Source organism: Pseudoroseicyclus aestuarii, from assembly GCF_003217255.1.
Taxonomy (GTDB): domain Bacteria; phylum Pseudomonadota; class Alphaproteobacteria; order Rhodobacterales; family Rhodobacteraceae; genus Pseudoroseicyclus; species Pseudoroseicyclus aestuarii.
In genome coordinates, this window is the sequence record NZ_QJTE01000002.1 from 168733 (window position 1) to 186073 (window position 17341).

Below are 17341 nucleotides of genomic sequence, written 5' to 3' on the forward strand. Positions count from 1 at the left end.
TCAAGTACTCTCGGGGGGAGTCGCCGCAAGGCGACGGGGGGCAGACAGCCCCCCTCTCCGGCCAGAGGATCAGAAATCGAGGTCGGCGTAATGCGCGGGCTGCGGGAACCCCGGCACCTGGTCGGCAAGGATGGACCGGAAGGCCGGCCGCGACTTGATCTTGGCATACCAGTCCTTGACCGTCTCGGAGCGGTTCCAGTCCACGTCCGAGATGTAGTCGAGGCAGCTCAGATGCGCCGCGGCGGCGAAATCGGCCAGGCTCAGCTCGGGCCCGGCCAGCCAGCGCCGCTGCTCCAGCAGGTAGTGCATGTAATCGAGGTGGTACTTGATCGCCCGGGCACCGGCCTTGACCATGGTGCTGTCGGGATAACCGCCGCCCATCAGCTTCTTGAACAAGCGCTCGGTCATCAGCCGGGTGGTGACTTCCTCGTTGAACTTGTCGTCGAACCAGGCGGTCAGGCGGCGCACCTCGTAGCGGGCTTCGGGGTCCTTGGGCATCAGCGCCGGCTCGGGATGCGTTTCCTCGAGGTATTCGCAGATCGCCTGGCTCTCAGCCATCATGCGGCTGCCGAACTTGAGGATCGGCACCTTGCCCGCAGGATTGCGGCGCAGGAAGTCCGCCTCCTTGTCCCAGTATCGCTCCTCGACCAGCTCCACCTCGATGCGCTTCTCGGCCAGGACCAGGCGGACCTTGCGGCAATAGGGGGACAGGGCGAAATGATACAGACGGTTCATCGGGAAAGGCTCCGGTCGGCACGGTGCTGGCCGCTTGTGCAGCATGGGCCGCGTGGCTTCAAGGGGCGGGCTCAGCCCTGCTCGAAACAGGCGGCGCGGCCGTCGGCCTCGATGGTGGCGGCGCCGGACAGGATGGACCGCGCGCGGGCCCGCAGCGCCTCCGTCGGGTTGGCCGGATCGCGCGTCCTCGGGCTGGGCAGGATCGCGGCAAGGCGCGCGGCCTGCACCGGGGTCAGATCCGCCGCCGAGACGCCGAACCAGTGCCGTGCCGCCGCCTCCACGCCGAAGACGCCCTCGCCCATCTCGGCGACATTGAGATAGATCTCGAGGATGCGGCGCTTGGGCCAGATGGCCTCGCTGACCGGCGTGATCGCTGCCTCGATCCCCTTGCGCAGCCAGCTGCGGTCCTGCCAGAGGTAGACGTTCTTGATCACCTGCTGGCTGATAGTGCTGCCGCCACGGCTGCCGCCCGCCTCCAGCGCGGCGCGGATCGCATCGAGGTCGAGGCCCCAGTGCTCGCAGAAATCCGCATCCTCCGCCGCGACGGCGGCGCGGGCCATGACGGGGGCGATACGCTCCATCGGCACCCACTCCCGCTCGACACTGCCCAGGCGCCGGGCCTCGGACAGGATATAGGGCGTCGTCGGCGGCGGCAGGACGCGCAGCACCAGAAGCGATAGCGCCAAGGCCCCGACCAGCGCCAGAAGGCCCAGCACCAGCCAGCGGCGCAGCCGCCGCAGGGGCCGTCTCAGCAGCCTCATCGCGGGCCTCGGGTCGGGGCGGAAGAAAGGGTCGTCGTCATGCCCGCATAAGCGCCATGGCCGGCGGGGCGGTCAAGCGGATCGGGGGCGACTGCTGCCGCCCCCGCATGGGTCATTCCGCCGGAACGGCCCGCTCCTCGATCGAGAGGGGGTGCGAGAGATGGCGCAGCATCTCCTTGGGGCAGACCTGCAGGAAGTTCGCCTGCTCCTGGTCCCAGTGCTGCAGGATCTCGGCGGCCTTGAGGCTGCCGGTCTCCTTCTGGTGCCGCTCGATCAGCGCGTGCAGCTGGCGCTGCCAGTGGCTGACCGTGACCGGGCAGGTCACCAGCGTCTCCATGTTCATCAGCGCGGGGGCCCGCCCCTCGGGGTCATAGAGATAGGCCATGCCGCCGGTCATCCCGGCCCCGAAGTTCGCGCCGATGGAGCCGAGGATCACCGCGACGCCGCCGGTCATGTATTCGCAGCCGTTGGTGCCGACCCCCTCGACCACGACATGCGCGCCCGAGTTGCGGACCGCGAAGCGCTCACCGGCGCGGCCGGCGGCGAAGAGGTACCCCTCGGTCGCGCCGTAGAGCACCGTGTTGCCGATGATCGTGTTCTCGGCAGCGACCAGCGGGCTGGCCATCGGCGGGCGCACGACGATGGTCCCGCCCGAGAGGCCCTTGCCGACGTAGTCGTTGGCATCGCCCGACACCTCGAGCTTCAGCCCCGGCGCGGCAAAGGCGCCAAGCGATTGCCCGGCCGATCCCTTGAGCTTCACGTGCAGGTGGTCGGGCTGCAGCGCGTTGCGCATGCCGAAGTTCTTGACGATATGCGCCGAGACCCGCGTGCCGATGGTGCGATGCGTGTTCTGCACCGCGTATTCCAGCTGCATCTTCTCGCCGTCGTTCAGGAAGCGCGCGGCATCGCGCACGATCTCGGCGTCGAGCGTGTCCATCACCTCGTTGCGCGGCTTGTTGCGGTCGTAGGTGATGTGCTGGGCGCCATCGACGGTGATCAGCAGCGGGTTCAGGTCCAGATCGTCCAGATGCGCCGCGCCGCGGCTGACCTGCGTCAGCAGATCCGCCCGCCCGATCACGTCATCAAGGCTGCGCGCCCCGATGGAGGCGAGGATCTCGCGCACCTCGGTGGCGTAGAAGGTGATCAGGTTCACCACCTTGTCCGCCGTGCCGGTGTACTTCTCGCGCAGGGCCTTGTCCTGCGTGCAGACGCCGACGGGGCAGGTGTTGGACTGGCACTGGCGCACCATGATGCAGCCCATGGCGATCAGCGCGGCGGTGCCGATGCCGTATTCCTCGGCCCCCATCATCGCCGCCATGACGATGTCGCGGCCCGTGCGCAGCCCGCCGTCGGTGCGCAGCGTGACCCGGCTGCGCAGGTTGTTCATCGCCAGCACCTGATGCGCCTCGGTCAGGCCCATCTCCCAGGGCAGACCCGCGTACTTGATCGAGGTCGCGGGGGATGCCCCGGTGCCGCCGTTGTGCCCCGAGATCAGGATCACGTCGGCCTTGGCCTTGGCCACGCCGGCGGCAATCGTGCCGACGCCGGAGGATGAGACCAGCTTCACCGTCACCTTGGCGCGCGGGTTGATCTGCTTGAGGTCGTAGATCAGCTGCGCCAGGTCCTCGATCGAGTAGATATCGTGGTGAGGCGGCGGGCTGATCAGCGTCACGCCAGGCGTCGAATGGCGCAGCCTTGCGATCAGCTCGGTCACCTTCATGCCCGGAAGCTGGCCACCCTCGCCGGGCTTGGCGCCCTGCGCGACCTTGATCTCAAGCTCTTCGCAGGCGCCGAGGTATTCCGCCGTCACGCCGAAGCGGCCCGAGGCGACCTGCTTGATCTTGGCGCTGGGGTTGTCGCCATTGCTCTCGGGGTGGAAGTGCGCCGGATCCTCGCCGCCCTCGCCGCTGTCGGATTTCGCGCCGATGCGGTTCATCGCGACGTTCAGCGTCTTGTGCGCCTCGGGCGAGAGGGCGCCCAGCGACATGCCGGGCGTGACGAAACGCTTGCGGATCGCGGTGATGCTCTCGACCTCTTCGATCGGGATCGCCTCGCCCAGCGGCTTGATCGCCAGAAGATCGCGCAGGTGGATCGGCGGATTCGCCTGCATGGCGCGCGCGTACTGCGTCCACAGCTCGTAGCTCGCGCGGTCGCAGGCGGCCTGCATCATGTGCATGGTCGTCGCTTCCCAGGCGTGCTTCTCGCCGGCGCGGCGCGCCTTGTAGAAGCCGCCGATCGGCAGGGTGGCGACGGAATTGCCGGCCTGGATCCAGCCCCTGGCATGGACCTCTTCCAGCTTCTTCTGGATGCCGGCGACGCCGATGCCCGAGATCCGGCTGTGCATGCCGGGGAAATACTCGGCGCACATCGCACGCGACAGGCCCACCGCCTCGAAGTTCAGACCGCCGCGATAGGAGGAGATCACGCTGATCCCCATCTTCGCCATGATCTTCAGCAGGCCGGCATCGACGGCGGCGCGGTAGCGGCGCATCGCCTCGCTCAGGGTGCCGTCGATCAGCCCGCGCGCGATGCGGTCGGCGATGGAATCCTGCGCCAGATAGGCGTTCACCGTCGTCGCGCCCGAGCTGATCAGGACCGCGAAGTAATGCGGATCGATGCATTCAGCCGACCGCACGTTGACCGAGCAGAAGGTGCGCAGACCCTTGCGCGTCAGCCACGAATGCACGGCCGAAGTCGCGAGGATCATCGGCATCGCGACGCGCGTCTCGTCCTGGTTCTGATCGCTCAGCACGATGTGCCCGGCGCCGGAACGCACGGCCTCTTCCGCCTCGCCGCGGATCCGCTCGAGCGCGCGGCCCAGCGCGTCCCGCCCGCCGCCGGCGGGGAAGGTGCAGTCGATATGCGCGACACTCTCGCCGAACTGCTCGACCATGGCGTCGAATTCGGAATTGGCGACGAAGGGGCTTTCGAGGACGAGGATCTCGGTCTGGCCCGAGTTCTCGTCGAGCACGTTCTTGAGGTTCCCGAACCGGGTCTTGAGGCTCATCACCCGGTTTTCACGCAAGGAGTCGATCGGCGGGTTCGTCACCTGGCTGAAGTTCTGCCGGAAGAAATGCGACAGCGGCCGGTACTTGGTCGAGAGCACGGCGGAAGGGGTGTCGTCGCCCATCGAGGCGATCATCTCCTTGCCGTCCTCGGCCATCGGCGCGAGCACCTGCTCCAGCTCTTCGAGGCTGTAGCCGGCGGCGATCTGGCGGCGGCGCAGCTCGGCGCCGTCGAACAGCGGCTCTTCGGGGACGTCGTGCAGGATCTGGCTGAGGTCGGTGACCTTCTCGATCCAGTCGCCGAAGGGCTGGCTGGCGGCCAGCTTGTCCTTGATCTCGGTGTCGTGGAACAGCGCACCCTCGGCCATGTCCACGGCGATCATCTGCCCGGGGCCCAGCGCCCCCTTATCGACGGCGTCACGCTCGTCGAAGGGGACCATGCCGGCCTCGGATCCGGCGACCAGCAGCCCCTCGCCGGTGACGACGTAGCGCAGCGGGCGCAGCCCGTTGCGGTCGAGCCCGGCGCAGACCCAGCGGCCGTCGGTCATCGCCAGCGCGGCGGGCCCGTCCCAGGGCTCCATCACCGCGTTGCAGTAGGAATACATGTCCTGCCAGGCCGCGGGCATCTCGTCGGTGGATTTCGCCCAGGCTTCGGGGACCAGCATGGTCTTGGCCATCGGCGCGTTGCGGCCCGCGCGCACCAGCGCCTCGAACACCGAATCGAGCGCGGCGGAATCGGAGCTGCCCTGCGGCACGATCGGCTTGATGTCCTCGGCCAGCTCTCCGAAGGCCGAGGAGGCCATGCGGATCTCGTGGGACTTCATCCAGTTGACGTTGCCCTTGAGGGTGTTGATCTCGCCGTTATGGGCCAGCATCCGGAAGGGCTGGGCCAGCCACCACTGCGGGAAGGTATTGGTCGAATACCGCTGGTGATAGATCGCGAAGGCGGACTCGAAGCGGTCGTCCAGCAGATCGGGATAGAATTCGGCCACGTCCTGCGCCAGCATCATCCCCTTGTAGATGATCGACCGGCAGGACAGCGAGGCGAGATACAGCTCGCGCACCCCTGCGGCGGCGCTCGCGCGCTCGATCCGGCGGCGGGTGATGTAGAGCTCGCGCTCGAACTCTTCCTCGGACTGGTCCTTCTCGCAGCGGATCAGGATCTGCTCGATCTCGGGGCGGGTGGCATTCGCCTTCTCGCCCAGAACGCCGATGTTCACCGGCACGTGCCGCCAGCCGTAGATGTAATGCCCCATCCGCAGCACCTCGGTCTCGACGATGGTGCGGCAGGTCTCTTGCGCGGAAAAATCCGTGCGCGGCAGGAAGACCTGGCCAACGGCGACGGGCTTGCCCTCGACCGGCTCGTGGCCGGTGCGGCGGATCTGGTCGTCGAAGAAGCTGCGCGGGATCTGCACGTGGATGCCGGCCCCGTCGCCGGTCTTGCCGTCGGCATCGACCGCGCCGCGGTGCCAGACCGCCTTGAGCGCCTGGATGCCCTTGACCACCACGTCGCGGCTGGCGCTGCCGTCGATCGCCACCACGAGGCCGACGCCGCAGGAGGCATGCTCGTCATCCTCGCGGTACAGGCCCTCGCGCGCCATGCGGGCGCGCTTCGCGGTCTCGTCCCGGACCCAGGAGTCGTCGTAATTGGTCATCAGGCGTCTCCTTCGACATGTTGATTACCGGCCTCCCATTCCGCGCGGGTGGCGCGGGCATGGGCTCCGGACAGACGGACCGAGGCCATGGCCCGGTCGGTGTAGATTTCCGAATGCAGCGGCCAGTCGGCCGCCGCGTCGAACAGGCCCGGCATCAGGTCGTAACCCGGTGCCGCGCGATCAGTGTCGCGCATCCACAGATGCGCGCCGCAGGTGCCGCAGAAGGCCCGCTCGGCAAAGCCGGTCGAGGCATGGCGCACCACCGGGCCAGTGACCTGCACGGCCTCGTCCTCGGCATGGAAGCTGAGGAAAAGCCCGCCGGTCCAGCGCTGGCACAGGCGGCAGTGGCAGGCGCCGAGGCGCGCATCATGGGCGCCCTCGACGCTCAGGGTGACGGCGCCGCAGAGGCAGTGGCCGGTGATCGCGGCGCTCATGCCGTGGCTCCTTCCGCAGGGGCGTAGAGCGCCAGGATCTCGGCCTCCGTCCGGCGCGGGTGGTCGCCGTGCAGGGCATAGGCCTCTGGCTTGCGGTCGATGAAGATCTCGCCCGTCATCGCGATGCCCGAGGGATCGTCGAAGAGGCCCAGCAGCACCTCGAAGACATCGCGCTCGCGCTTGCCCGGATCGGTGACCCGGTACCACAGCGCCGATCCGCACTGGCGGCAAAAGGCGCGCTCGGCCCAGCAGGAGGACTGGTAGGTGCCGATGTGCCAATCGCCCGTCACCGCCAGCCCCTCCGCCGGCACGGAGACAGCCATGAAGGGGCCGCCGACCCAGCGCTGGCACATGCGGCAATGGCAGGCATTGAACTGCTCGTCCGCCCCCTGCGCGGTAAAGCGGACGGAGCCGCAGAGGCAGCCGCCGCTGCGTGCCGGACCCAAGGCGCCGCTCATCCCCGGGCCTCCGCCTGCGGCAGGCCGCGGCGCACCGCCGCCAGGGGCCGGGGGCCGATTGCGCGGATCACGCCGGAGCCTCGGACAGGCCGAGATCGAGCTGCGACATCATCGCTGAGCAGCCGTAGCGCGGCACGGAAGAGAGGAACCCTTCCTCCCCCGGAAAGGCGAAGGCCGCGGGGCGCGAATCGCTGCTGTAGCTGTCGTTCGGCGTGGTCACGCTGCGGGTGCCCGACACGAAGCTGCGCCAGTCGCGGTTGATGAACTCGTTCCCCTCGCTGCGCCAGACTTCCTGCTTGGTCGCGGGGTCGATGGCCCGCACCTGGAACTCCGTCTGCTCGAGCGTGACGCCATCGACGGTCACCGTCTCGCCGGTCAGGCGGTCCTCGCCGACGTAGCGGGTGCGCAGGCCGGTCCCTTCCTGCCGGGTGATGAAATCGAACCCGTCGCGGCCCGTCGCGGCCAGCTCTGTGAAGGAGGCGGGATCGCGCGGGCCGGGCTGCAGCGTCTCGACGCTGCCGGCCAGCAGGTGACGGCTTTCGATCCATTGCGTCTCGGCGTCGATGAGGCCGATGTAGGTCATCCCCTCCTCGTCCATGTCGACCCGGCGCTGGTGGCCGCCGGGATCGCCGGAGCAGGTGAACATGTGGCTGACGACGCAGTCGCGCTTCTGGACGGTGACATAGGCCTCGCAGCCGGCGGGCAGCTGGAACAGCTGCTCGGGCAGGCTGCTGTCGGGCAGCGCCTCCTGCGCCGGGGTGGCGACGGGCGCCAGGCACAGCGCGGCAAGGGCCGTCCGCAGCGAGGCGACGGCGAGGCGATGGGATAGAGGCAGTCCTTCGATCATGCGACCTCTCAGAAGATCCCTGCGGCGGCGGGAGGGGCCCTGCGCGTGCCCCGGCGGCAGCCTCAGCGTAGCATCGGTATCGGCGCCGGACAGAGCCGGCCCTCGGCCCTATTCGGCCGCGACGGCCGCGGCGCCCTGCCCGAGGTAGTCCAGGATCGCCTGCGCGCACTCGCGCCCGTCGCGGATCGCCCAGACCACGAGGCTGGCGCCGCGCACGATGTCGCCGGCGGCATAGACCCCATCGAGAGAGGTCTGGCCGGTCCCGAACTCTGCCCGCACTGTGCCCCAGCGCGTAACCTCGAGCCCATCGGTGCCCCAGAGCTGCGGCAGATCCTCGGGTTCGAACCCCAGCGCCTTGATGACCAGATCGACCGGCTCCGAATAATCGGCCCCCTCGACCAGCTCGGGCGCGCGGCGGCCGGTGGCATCGGGCGGGCCAAGGCGCATCTGGTGGATCTCCACCGTTTCGACGCGGTCACCGGCAAAGCCCTTGGGCGCCGAGAGCCAGGCGAACTCCACGCCCTCTTCCTCGGCATTGGCGACCTCGCGCTGGCTGCCGGGCATGTTCGCCTTGTCGCGGCGGTAGAGGCATTTGACCGACTCGGCGCCCTGCCGAATGGCGGTGCGCACGCAGTCCATCGCCGTGTCGCCGCCGCCGATGACGACGACGCGCTTGCCGCGGGCGTCCAGCTCTCCGCTGTCGAACTCCGGCACCTCGTCACCGAAGCTCTTGCGGTTCGAGGCGGTGAGGTAATCGATCGCGCGGACGATGCCGCCCGCCTCGCTGCCCGGCGCCACAAGGTCGCGCGTCTTGTAGACGCCCGTGGCGATCAGCACCGCGTCGTGCCGGCCGCGGATCGCGTCGAAGCTGAGATCCTCGCCCACGGTGCAGTTCAGCACGAATTCCACGCCGCCGTCCTGCTGCTGCTTCACGCGGCGCATGACCACGTCCTTCTCCAGCTTGAAGCCGGGGATGCCGTAGGTCATCAGCCCGCCGGCGCGGTCGTAGCGGTCGTAGATCGTGACCTGCACACCGGCCTGCCGCAGCATGTCTGCCGCCGCCATGCCGGCAGGGCCGGCGCCGATGATACCGACGCTCTCGGGCCGCTCCTGCGCGGGAGAGACGGGTTCGACCCAGCCCTCGTCCCAGGCGGTGTCGGTGATGAACTTCTCGACCGAGCCGATGGTGACGGTGCCGTGGCCCGCCTGCTCGATCACGCAATTGCCTTCACACAGACGGTCCTGCGGGCAGATGCGGCCGCAGATCTCGGGGAAGGTATTGGTGGACTGGCTGATCTCCCAGGCCTCGCGCAGGCGGCCCTGCGCGGTCAGCCGCAGCCAGTCGGGGATGTTGTTGTGCAGCGGGCAATGCGTCTGGCAGTAGGGCACGCCGCACTGGCTGCAGCGCCCGGCCTGCTCGCCGGCGCGGTCGCGGGCGTAATCGGCGTAGATCTCGCCGAAATCCTCGCGGCGCAGCATCGGCGGCCGCTTCTCGGGCATGCTGCGCTCGACCGAGACAAACTTCAGCATCTTTTCTTCGGCCATGACTCGCTCTCGTGCTAGCTGCTGAATGCCCAATACAGCAGGCTAGGACGACATAAAAGTCAGCAATACTGACCCTTCTGGCAGTATTATTGCGTCAGAGGCAATTTTCTACTTGGAGAAAGCCCGAAAAGGGTCAGCTATGCTTACCCTCAGGCGCCCAGCGACAGGCCGATCAGGGCCAGCGTCCCCACCACGATGCGCCACCAGCCGAAAAGCGCATAGCCCCGGCGACTGACGAAGCCGAGCAGCCAGCGCACCACCAGCGCCGCGCTGACGAAGGCCGAGACGAAGCCGATCACGATCAGCCAGGTTGCCGACCAGTCCAGCATGTCGCGCGTCTTGTAGATGTCGTAGGCCACGGCGCCCATCATCGTCGGCATCGACAGAAAGAAGCTGAACTCTGCCGCGGCCCGCTTGCTCACCCCCATCAGCAGCGCGCCGACGATGGTCGCGCCCGAGCGGCTGGTGCCGGGGATCATGGCAAGGCACTGGACGAAGCCGATGACGATGGCCGTGAGGATCGGGATATCCTCGGTCTCCTGATACCGGGGGGTCAGCGTCATCTTGTCGACGTAGATCAGGACGAAGCCGCCGAGGATCAGCATCACGGCGATCAGCATCGGCGTCTCGAAGAGCACCGTCTTGATGATCGGATGAGCGATGACGCCGATCACGGCCGCCGGCAGGAAAGCCAGCAGCACCGCCGCGACAAGCCGCCGGGCCCGGGGATCGTGCGGCGCATCGCGCAGGATGGTGAAAAGACGCCCGGACCAGACCAGAAGCAGCGCCAGGATCGCGCCCAGCTGGATCACCACCTCGAAGGTGCGGCCCGCGCTTTCGAAGCCCAGGAAATGGCCCAGCAGCAGCAGGTGCCCGGTCGAGGAGACCGGCAGGAATTCCGTGATCCCCTCGACGGCGCCGAGGATCAGCGCGATCAGCGCCTGCAAGGGTCAGTCCCGCCGCAGGTTGCGGGCGGATTCCTTGATCTCGGCGTATTGGCCCGAGGTGCGGAAGCGCCAGAGATACTCGGGCAGGATCGAGCCCATGGAGATCGGCTTGAGGCCCAGCGCGTCGAAGCCGCGCGCCCCCTCTGCCACCACGTTGTCGCGGCGCAGCTGCGCGACCTGGTCGCCGGTCAGCGGCGCCTTGATCAGCCCGAAGCTAAGGCGCTCGACCAGCCCCATCCCGCCGGCCATGAGACCGGCCAGGCCGAAGGGCATGTTCACGATCAGCTTGCGGCGCCGGATGACGCCCAGCATCTCCTGCATCAGCTCGCGGAAAGTCATCACGTCCGGGCCGCCCAGCTCGTAGACCCCGGGCTCTGCGGCGCCGGTGGCCACCAGCTCGACCGCGCGGGCGACGTCGTCGACATAGACCGGCTGGAACCGCGTGTCCGCGCCCACCACCGGCAGGATCGGCCCGCTCATGGCGGCGAAGCGGTTGAAGAACTCGTCCTCGCGCCCGAAGATGATCGAGGGGCGCAGGATGACCGCCTGCGGCATGTGCCGCAGCACCGCGGCCTCGCCGGCGGCCTTGCTGCGGGCATAGTCGCTGTCGCTGTCCGCGTCCGCGCCGATGGCCGAGACATGGACCATGCGCGCCACGCCAAGCTCGGCGGCGATGCGGGCGATCCGCTCGGGCCCCTCGTGCTGGATGGCGTCAAAGGTATTGGCGCCGCTCTCGGACAGAACGCCGACGCAGTTGATGACGACATCGGCGCCCTGCATCACCGTGCGCACGCTCTCGTCGTCGCGGATGTTGCACAGCACCGGGGCGACCTGTCCGACCACGCCGTAGATGCGCGTGCCCGAGGCGTCCTCGTCGTAGGGATGGCGGCAGGCGATGCGGATGCGCCAGCCCTGCGCCGCCATGCGCTGCGCGATGTACCGGCCGAGGAACCCCGATCCGCCGTAGATGGTCACCAGTCCGCTCATCGGCCCCGTCCTTTCACGCGTCTATCCGCGGTCTAGCGTCATGGCCCGCCTGCGGCAAGCGGGCTCCGGCACGCCAGAGAAACCCGTCGCCCTGTCGCCGCCCTTACGTCACCCGCCGCCTTGGCGAAATCGCGTTGACACCGCAACGAGGCCCCTCTAAACGCCGCTCCACGCAACCTGCCCAGGTGGCGGAATTGGTAGACGCGCTGGCTTCAGGTGCCAGTGATCGAAAGGTCGTGGAGGTTCGAGTCCTCTCCTGGGCACCATATCCCCTCCCTTAGCATTCCGCACGGTATCGCGCAGCCCTTCGGGCCGATCTCGTACAGTAAGCCGTGATCGCCGTCTTGTGCGTCTATGGCCTTCGCCTTCCGCGCGATCGCGTGCTAGGTGGCGCGGGACATCAAGGGGATCTCCAGCATGGCTTCTGCGACCTTCGACATTTCGGCGCTCAACCTCGTGGAAGGCCGCGACGGCTTCTTCACGGTAGAGGCCGAAGGCACCTACGAGACGCTGTCCGTCTCGCTCCTCGTCGCGAACGGCCTGGGCGCGGCGGATTTCTCGCTGCGGCAGGTTTCCTCCGCGACGGTGGAGACGAACGGCTACAAGCGCGAGAGCGCGAACTACAGCTATTCCGCGCTGGCCGACGGGCTGGCCGAAGGCACGGAGCGGGCGCAGCTGCAGGTCACGCTCGACGGCCAGGTCTACGACACCATCGCCCTGAGCATCACCGACAACCGGCCCGCCACCGGCGCTGTCGGCATCGCCGGCACCGCGGCGCAGGGGCAGCTTCTGCAGGCCCAGAACCAGTCCCTCGGCGATCCCGAGGGGCTGCAGTCCATCGCCTGGTCCTGGACCCGCGACGGGGCCGTCATCGCCGGGGCGCAGGGCCAGTCCTACCGCCTGACGCAGGCCGATGTGGGCAAGGCCATCGCCGCCCGCGCCACCATCACCGATAACCTCGGCGAGACGAGCACCGTTACCAGCGATCCGACCCGCGACGTGACCAATGTCAACGACAGCCCCCGGGGCGCCGTCACGATCCAGGGCAACGCGGCCATCGACGAGACGCTGAAGGCGGATCTGTCGGGCCTGTCGGATGCCGACGGGCTGGGAACGCCGCGCTACCAGTGGCTGGCCGACGGCGAGGCGATCGCCGGCGCGACCGCCGCGACGCTGCTGCTGGACGAGACGCTCGTCTCCTCGCGCATCTCGCTGCAGGTGGCCTATACCGACGGCTACGGCACGCAGGAAAACGTCACCAGCGCAGCGACGGCCGCCGTTGCCGCGGGGCTGACGCTGACCGGCACCCCGCAGGCCGACCGGCTGCAGGGCGGCAACGGCGGCGACGTCATCTCGGGCCTCGCGGGGAACGACCAGCTCTTCGGCGGCAACGGCGATGACCGGCTTTACGGCGGCGGCGGCGACGACCGGCTGCTGGGCGAGGCGGGCGACGACCGGCTCGAGGGCGGCGACGGGCGCGACATGCTGAACGGCGGCGACGGCGACGACATGATCTTCGGCGGCAGCTCCGCCGCGGACCTGCGGGACGTCATCTACGGCGGCGCCGGGAACGACGTGATCGACGCCGGCTACGGAAACGACCTGATCATGGGCGGCGCCGGCGCCGACAGCATGGCGGGCGGCTACGGGGCCGATACGGTCATCGGCAACGAAGGCGCCGACATCCTGACCGGCGCGGCCTTCGGCGACCTGCTCTACGGCGGCGACGGCTTCGACTTCCTCAACGGGGGCTTCGGCTCGGACCGTCTGAACGGCGGCGCCGGCCCGGACCGCTTCTACCATGCCGGCGTCGCCGGGCATGGCAACGACTGGATCCAGGACTACGCGGCGACCGACGGGGACCGTCTGGTCTGGGGCGGCGATCCGGCGGCAACGGCAGAGCAGTTCCAGATCAACCTCGCGCAGACGGCGAATGCCGGCGGCGCGGCGCAGGAGGCCTTCGTGATCTACAAGCCGACCGGCCAGATCATCTGGGCCCTCGTCGACGGCGGCGCGCAGCAGGATATCCGCCTGCAGATCGGCGCGGACGTCTTCGACCTCGCCTGATCCTGCGGCCCCCGCCCGTCCCGGGCGGGGGCACTCAGCCTCGGTTCCCCGCGAACCGCCCGGCCAGCCGCGACAGGGCGTAAAGCAGCGCGGCGACGCAGACGATCGCCGGGCCTGTCGGCGCATCGGTCCAGAGAGACCCGTAAAGCCCGCCCAGCGCCGCCAGAACGGCAAGCCCCGTCGCCAGCGCCGCCATGCCCTCGGGCGTGCGGGCGAAGGGGCGTGCGGCGGCGGCGGGAATGACCAGCAGCGCGCCGATCAGCAGCGCGCCCACCACCTGGATCGCCACCGCCACCACCAGCGCAAGCGCCATGGTCAGCACCAGCCGCTCGCGCGCGGGGTGCAGGCCGGCGGCATGGGCCAGCTCCGGCCCCAACGTCGTGGTCAGCAGCGCCGACCAGCGCCAGACGACCAGCGCCACCACCAGCGCGGCACCGCCCCAGATCATCCCCAGATCATAGCGCGAGACGGCGAGGATATCGCCGAAGAGGTAGCTTTGCAGGTCGACCCGGACCTGCGGCAGGAAGGACACCGCCACCAGCCCCACCGCCAGCGCCGAATGAGCGACCACGCCCAGAAGCGTATCGGTCGCCTGGCTGCGCCCCGACAGGGCTGCCACCGTCAGCGCGGCGATCAGGCAGACCGCCAGAACGCCCAGCGCCAGCGGCAGGCTCAGCGCCAGCGACAGCGCCACGCCCAGGATCGCGGCATGGCTGGTCGCATCGCTGAAATAGGCCAGCCGCCGCCAGACGACGAAGCAGCCCAGCGGCGCCGCGGCCAGCGCGACACCCACGGCCGCCAGGGCGGCACGGGTCAGGAAATCGTCCAGCATGGTCAGCCCGCCGCCCGCGCGTCGTCGTGGTGATGATGGTGGTGGTGGCCCGGATCGTGCCGGTGGCCGCGATGCTCGTGCCGGTACAGCGCCAGCGCGCCCTGCGTCCCCTCGCCGAAGAGGCGGCGGTAATCGGGCGCCTCGGCCACGACCTCGGGCGTGCCCTCGCAGCAGATATGTCCGTTCAGGCAGATCACCCGGTCAGAGGCGCTCATCACCACGTGCAGGTCATGGCTGACCATGAGCACGGCGCAGCCGGTCTCGGCGCGCAGATCCTCGATCCGGCGGTAGAAGGCGGCCGCCCCCGGCTGGTCGAGGCCGGCGGTCGCCTCGTCCAGCAGCAGAAGATCGGGCTCGGCCAGCAGCGCCCGCGCCAGCAGGACGCGCTGAAGCTGCCCGCCGGACAGGCCGGCGACCTGCCGGGTGGAGATGTCGGGCACCCCGGCCCGCTCGAGCGCCTCCTGCGCCGCCGCGGCGCTGGTCCGGCGCGGCAACCCGAGGAAGCGGCGCACCGTCAGCGGCAGCGTCGGATCGATCGCCAGCCGCTGCGGCACATAGCCCAGCCGCAGCCCCGGCGCGCGGGTGATGCGCCCGGCAAAGGGCCGTTCTGAGCCGACGATGGCCCGCAGCAGGGTCGACTTGCCCGAGCCGTTGGGGCCGACGACGGTCACGATCTCGCCGCGCCCGATGCTGAAATCGACATCGCTCAGCGCCGTGGCGCCGCCGTAGCGCACGCTCAGGCCCTTGGCCTCGATCAGCGGCCGGCTCACGCCGGGGCGCCTTGCGGGGCATCCTGGCAGAGGGGGCACAGACCCTCGGCCTCGCGCACCGTGCGCTCGATTCGAAAGCCGCTTTCCACGGCGGCGCGCCCCAGCTCGCCCTGCGCGGGATCGGTCTCGGATTCGACCACCAGCGCGCAGTTGCGGCAGATCAGGAAGGCCGGCGTATGGCCGCTGCCGAAATGGGCGCAGGCAATGAAGCCGTTCAGCCGCTCGATCCGGTGCACGAAGCCGTGCTTGACCAGAAAATCGAGCGCCCGGTAGGCGACGGGCGGCTGCGATCCCAGCCCCTCGGCGCGCAGGATGTCGAGGATCTCGTAGGCGCCCATCGCCTTGTGCTCGCTCAGCAGGATCTCGAGGACGCGGCGCCGGACGGGGGTGAACTGCAGCTTCTCCGCGGCGCAATGACGCTCCGCGGCCTCCACGCCCCCGGCGACGCAGCTGGCGTGATCGTGGCTGTGGAAACCGATGGACATGGGCCCTCCCGGGGGGACGTAGAAAAGCGTTGTGATACAGTGGCGGCAGGGCTATGCGCCTCCGTCGTCTGTTATGTAATCACAGGAACGTCCCATGTCCAACATCCCGGCGCGCCTCATTGCCTTTGTCGCCGCCTGCCTTGCCTGCGGCGCCGCCGCGGCCGAGGTGCCGCGCGTGGTGACGGACGTGGCCCCGGTGCAGTCCCTCGTGGCGCGGGCGATGGAGGGGCTGGGCGAGCCTGCGATGCTGGTCCAGCCCGGCACATCGCCGCACAGCTACACGCTGCGCCCCTCGGATGCGCAGGCGCTGCAGCAGGCCGACCTCGTGGTCTGGATCGGGCCTACCCTGACCCCCTGGCTGGCGCGGCCCATCGCCTCGCTGGCCGAGCAGGCCGAGATCCTGCCGCTGCTGGAGCAGGAGGGCACCATCCGCCTGCCGCTGCGGGCGCAGGAGGATTTCCTCGCGCAGGATCAGGGCGAAGAGCCGGCCGGGCATGACCACGGCACCTTCGATCCGCATGCCTGGCTCGACCCCGAGAACGGCAAGCGCTGGCTGACCGTCATCGCCGAGGCACTGCAGAGGCTGGACCCCGAGAACGCCGAAACCTACGCCGCCAATGCCGAGGCGGGGCGGGCCGAGATTGACGCCGCCACCGCCGAGACCGCGCAGGCGCTGCAGCCCGTGCGGGGCCTGCGCTACATCGTGTTCCACGATGCCTTCCACTACTTCGAGGACCGCTTCGACATGCCCGCCGCGGGCGCCGTGGCGCTGTCGGACGCCACCGATCCCGGCCCCGCCCGGCTGCAGGCCCTCAAGCAGGAGGTCGCGGACCTCGACGTGACCTGCGCCCTCGCCGAGCCGCAATTCGACCCCGGCCTGCTGGAAAGCGTGATCGAGGGGAGCGGTGCGCGGATCCGCCTTATCGACCCGCTGGCCAGCCGGATCGAACCCGGCCCGGACCTCTATCCCCAAATGCTGCGAAGCCTCGGGGCAGAGCTTGCCGCCTGCGCCGAGGAGGGCGCCTGACCTCCGGGCCGCGCGAGGCGATCGCTTGCGCATCCTCCGCTCCGGCGAATAAGGTATAACGTAACAAGCTTTAGCGAGGATTCCCATGACGCACCGCCTTATGATCGCCGCCCTCGGGCTCGCCGCCGCTGCCGGCACCGCGCAGGCGCAAGAGACCCGCGAGCTCGGCCCGCACGAGCATGGCACCGGGCTGCTGAACATCGCCGTCGACGGCGACCAGCTGCTGATCGAGCTCGAGGCGCCGGGCGCCGACATCACCGGCTTTGAACATGCGCCCAGCACCGAGGCGCAGGAAACCGCCGTCGAAGAGGCCCGCGAGGCGCTGTCCCGCCCGCTGGAGCTTTTCGTGCTGACGGGCGATGCCGGCTGCACGCTGGACGACGCCACGGTCGAGATCGTCGCCGGCGCGCATGACCACGGCGACGAAGAGCATGAGCATGAGCACGCCGAGGACGCAGGCGAGCATGACCACGATCATGACGAGGCCGAGCACGAGGATCACGAGCACGAAGAGCACGATCACGATCACGAAGAGGCCGGGCACGACGACCACGACCACGACCACGACCACGACCATGCCGAAGGCGCCCAGCACAACGAGTACCACGCCAGCTACGCGATGACCTGCGAGTCCATCGACGCGCTGACCGGCATCGACTTCGCTTACTTCGAGCGCTTCGAGAACGCCCAGCGCCTGAACGGGCAGATGATCTCGGATGCCGGCACCTCGGGCTTCGAGGTCACCCGCGACGCGCCGAGCGTCGATCTCGCCGACCGCATCTGATC

15 protein-coding genes and 1 tRNA gene are annotated in these 17341 nt (G+C 69.2%); 4 read left to right on the forward strand and 12 right to left on the reverse strand.

Annotated elements, in window-relative coordinates; all coding sequences use genetic code 11:
- Nucleotides 1–69: 69 nt before the first annotated feature.
- The 9 genes from fzlA to DFP88_RS05650 form a co-directional block, all read right to left on the reverse strand.
- Nucleotides 70–735 (reverse strand): FtsZ-binding protein FzlA, encoded by a 666-nt coding sequence (gene fzlA / locus DFP88_RS05610; protein WP_110813493.1) that lies wholly within the window; start codon nt 733–735, stop codon nt 70–72.
- 71 nt (nt 736–806) lie between these two features.
- Entirely contained in the window at nt 807–1496 is a 690-nt protein-coding gene (gene mtgA, locus DFP88_RS05615; RefSeq protein ID WP_110813494.1) for a monofunctional biosynthetic peptidoglycan transglycosylase, read from the reverse strand.
- Nucleotides 1497–1608: 112 nt separating this feature from the next.
- Complete coding sequence (gene gltB, locus DFP88_RS05620) at nt 1609–6156, reverse strand: glutamate synthase large subunit (protein WP_110813495.1); 4548 nt, start codon at nt 6154–6156, stop codon at nt 1609–1611.
- Entirely contained in the window at nt 6156–6590 is a 435-nt protein-coding gene (locus tag DFP88_RS05625; RefSeq protein WP_110813496.1) for a GFA family protein, read from the reverse strand. Before DFP88_RS05625 ends, gltB begins: the two co-directional genes overlap by 1 nt.
- The gene (locus DFP88_RS05630) at nt 6587–7048 is read right to left on the reverse strand and encodes a GFA family protein (protein ID WP_110813497.1); all 462 of its coding nucleotides are present in this window, start codon (nt 7046–7048) and stop codon (nt 6587–6589) included. The genes DFP88_RS05625 and DFP88_RS05630 overlap by 4 nt, the downstream gene beginning before the upstream one ends.
- Before the next feature lie 67 nt (nt 7049–7115).
- Nucleotides 7116–7895, reverse strand: a complete 780-nt coding sequence (locus tag DFP88_RS05635) for a hypothetical protein (protein ID WP_110813498.1) — start codon at nt 7893–7895, stop codon at nt 7116–7118.
- A 108-nt stretch (nt 7896–8003) separates the two neighbouring features.
- Complete coding sequence (locus DFP88_RS05640) at nt 8004–9440, reverse strand: NAD(P)-dependent oxidoreductase (protein WP_110813499.1); 1437 nt, start codon at nt 9438–9440, stop codon at nt 8004–8006.
- Nucleotides 9441–9589: 149 nt separating this feature from the next.
- Nucleotides 9590–10387: an undecaprenyl-diphosphate phosphatase gene (locus DFP88_RS05645; RefSeq protein WP_245904706.1), complete on the reverse strand. Its 798-nt coding sequence runs from the start codon at nt 10385–10387 to the stop codon at nt 9590–9592.
- A gap of 3 nt (nt 10388–10390) precedes the next feature.
- Nucleotides 10391–11374 carry a complex I NDUFA9 subunit family protein gene (locus DFP88_RS05650; protein ID WP_110813500.1) on the reverse strand — a complete coding sequence of 328 codons (984 nt, stop codon included), beginning with the start codon at nt 11372–11374 and terminating at the stop codon, nt 10391–10393.
- A gap of 179 nt (nt 11375–11553) precedes the next feature.
- On the opposite strand from DFP88_RS05650, the gene DFP88_RS05655 reads away from it, so the two are divergent.
- Both DFP88_RS05655 and DFP88_RS05660 read left to right on the forward strand, forming a co-directional pair.
- A tRNA-Leu gene (locus DFP88_RS05655) sits at nt 11554–11640 on the forward strand.
- Nucleotides 11641–11791: 151 nt separating this feature from the next.
- Entirely contained in the window at nt 11792–13441 is a 1650-nt protein-coding gene (locus DFP88_RS05660) for a hypothetical protein (RefSeq protein WP_220032294.1), read from the forward strand.
- A gap of 34 nt (nt 13442–13475) precedes the next feature.
- On the opposite strand, the gene DFP88_RS05665 is transcribed toward DFP88_RS05660, so the two are convergent.
- The 3 genes from DFP88_RS05665 to DFP88_RS05675 are packed head-to-tail and all read right to left on the reverse strand — an operon-like array spanning nt 13476 to nt 15528.
- Nucleotides 13476–14273 carry a metal ABC transporter permease gene (locus DFP88_RS05665; protein ID WP_110813501.1) on the reverse strand — a complete coding sequence of 266 codons (798 nt, stop codon included), beginning with the start codon at nt 14271–14273 and terminating at the stop codon, nt 13476–13478.
- A 2-nt stretch (nt 14274–14275) separates the two neighbouring features.
- Nucleotides 14276–15043 (reverse strand): metal ABC transporter ATP-binding protein, encoded by a 768-nt coding sequence (locus DFP88_RS05670; RefSeq protein ID WP_110813502.1) that lies wholly within the window; start codon nt 15041–15043, stop codon nt 14276–14278.
- Entirely contained in the window at nt 15040–15528 is a 489-nt protein-coding gene (locus tag DFP88_RS05675) for a transcriptional repressor (RefSeq protein WP_110813503.1), read from the reverse strand. Before DFP88_RS05675 ends, DFP88_RS05670 begins: the two co-directional genes overlap by 4 nt.
- Before the next feature lie 94 nt (nt 15529–15622).
- On the opposite strand from DFP88_RS05675, the gene DFP88_RS05680 reads away from it, so the two are divergent.
- Both DFP88_RS05680 and zrgA read left to right on the forward strand, forming a co-directional pair.
- Nucleotides 15623–16555 carry a zinc ABC transporter substrate-binding protein gene (locus DFP88_RS05680; protein ID WP_110813504.1) on the forward strand — a complete coding sequence of 311 codons (933 nt, stop codon included), beginning with the start codon at nt 15623–15625 and terminating at the stop codon, nt 16553–16555.
- An 85-nt stretch (nt 16556–16640) separates the two neighbouring features.
- Nucleotides 16641–17339, forward strand: a complete 699-nt coding sequence (gene zrgA, locus DFP88_RS05685) for a zinc uptake protein ZrgA (RefSeq protein ID WP_245904707.1) — start codon at nt 16641–16643, stop codon at nt 17337–17339.
- Nucleotides 17340–17341 lie beyond the last annotated feature (2 nt).

Coding starts and splice junctions, on each gene's coding strand:
- fzlA (WP_110813493.1), bottom strand. CDS start 735: ATGAACCGTCTGTATCATTTCGCCCTGTCCCCCTATTGCCGCAAGGTC.
- mtgA (WP_110813494.1), bottom strand. CDS start 1,496: ATGAGGCTGCTGAGACGGCCCCTGCGGCGGCTGCGCCGCTGGCTGGTG.
- gltB (WP_110813495.1), bottom strand. CDS start 6,156: ATGACCAATTACGACGACTCCTGGGTCCGGGACGAGACCGCGAAGCGC.
- DFP88_RS05625 (WP_110813496.1), bottom strand. CDS start 6,590: ATGAGCGCCGCGATCACCGGCCACTGCCTCTGCGGCGCCGTCACCCTG.
- DFP88_RS05630 (WP_110813497.1), bottom strand. CDS start 7,048: ATGAGCGGCGCCTTGGGTCCGGCACGCAGCGGCGGCTGCCTCTGCGGC.
- DFP88_RS05635 (WP_110813498.1), bottom strand. CDS start 7,895: ATGATCGAAGGACTGCCTCTATCCCATCGCCTCGCCGTCGCCTCGCTG.
- DFP88_RS05640 (WP_110813499.1), bottom strand. CDS start 9,440: ATGGCCGAAGAAAAGATGCTGAAGTTTGTCTCGGTCGAGCGCAGCATG.
- DFP88_RS05650 (WP_110813500.1), bottom strand. CDS start 11,374: ATGAGCGGACTGGTGACCATCTACGGCGGATCGGGGTTCCTCGGCCGG.
- DFP88_RS05660 (WP_220032294.1), top strand. CDS start 11,792: ATGGCTTCTGCGACCTTCGACATTTCGGCGCTCAACCTCGTGGAAGGC.
- DFP88_RS05665 (WP_110813501.1), bottom strand. CDS start 14,273: ATGCTGGACGATTTCCTGACCCGTGCCGCCCTGGCGGCCGTGGGTGTC.
- DFP88_RS05675 (WP_110813503.1), bottom strand. CDS start 15,528: ATGTCCATCGGTTTCCACAGCCACGATCACGCCAGCTGCGTCGCCGGG.
- DFP88_RS05680 (WP_110813504.1), top strand. CDS start 15,623: ATGTCCAACATCCCGGCGCGCCTCATTGCCTTTGTCGCCGCCTGCCTT.
- zrgA (WP_245904707.1), top strand. CDS start 16,641: ATGACGCACCGCCTTATGATCGCCGCCCTCGGGCTCGCCGCCGCTGCC.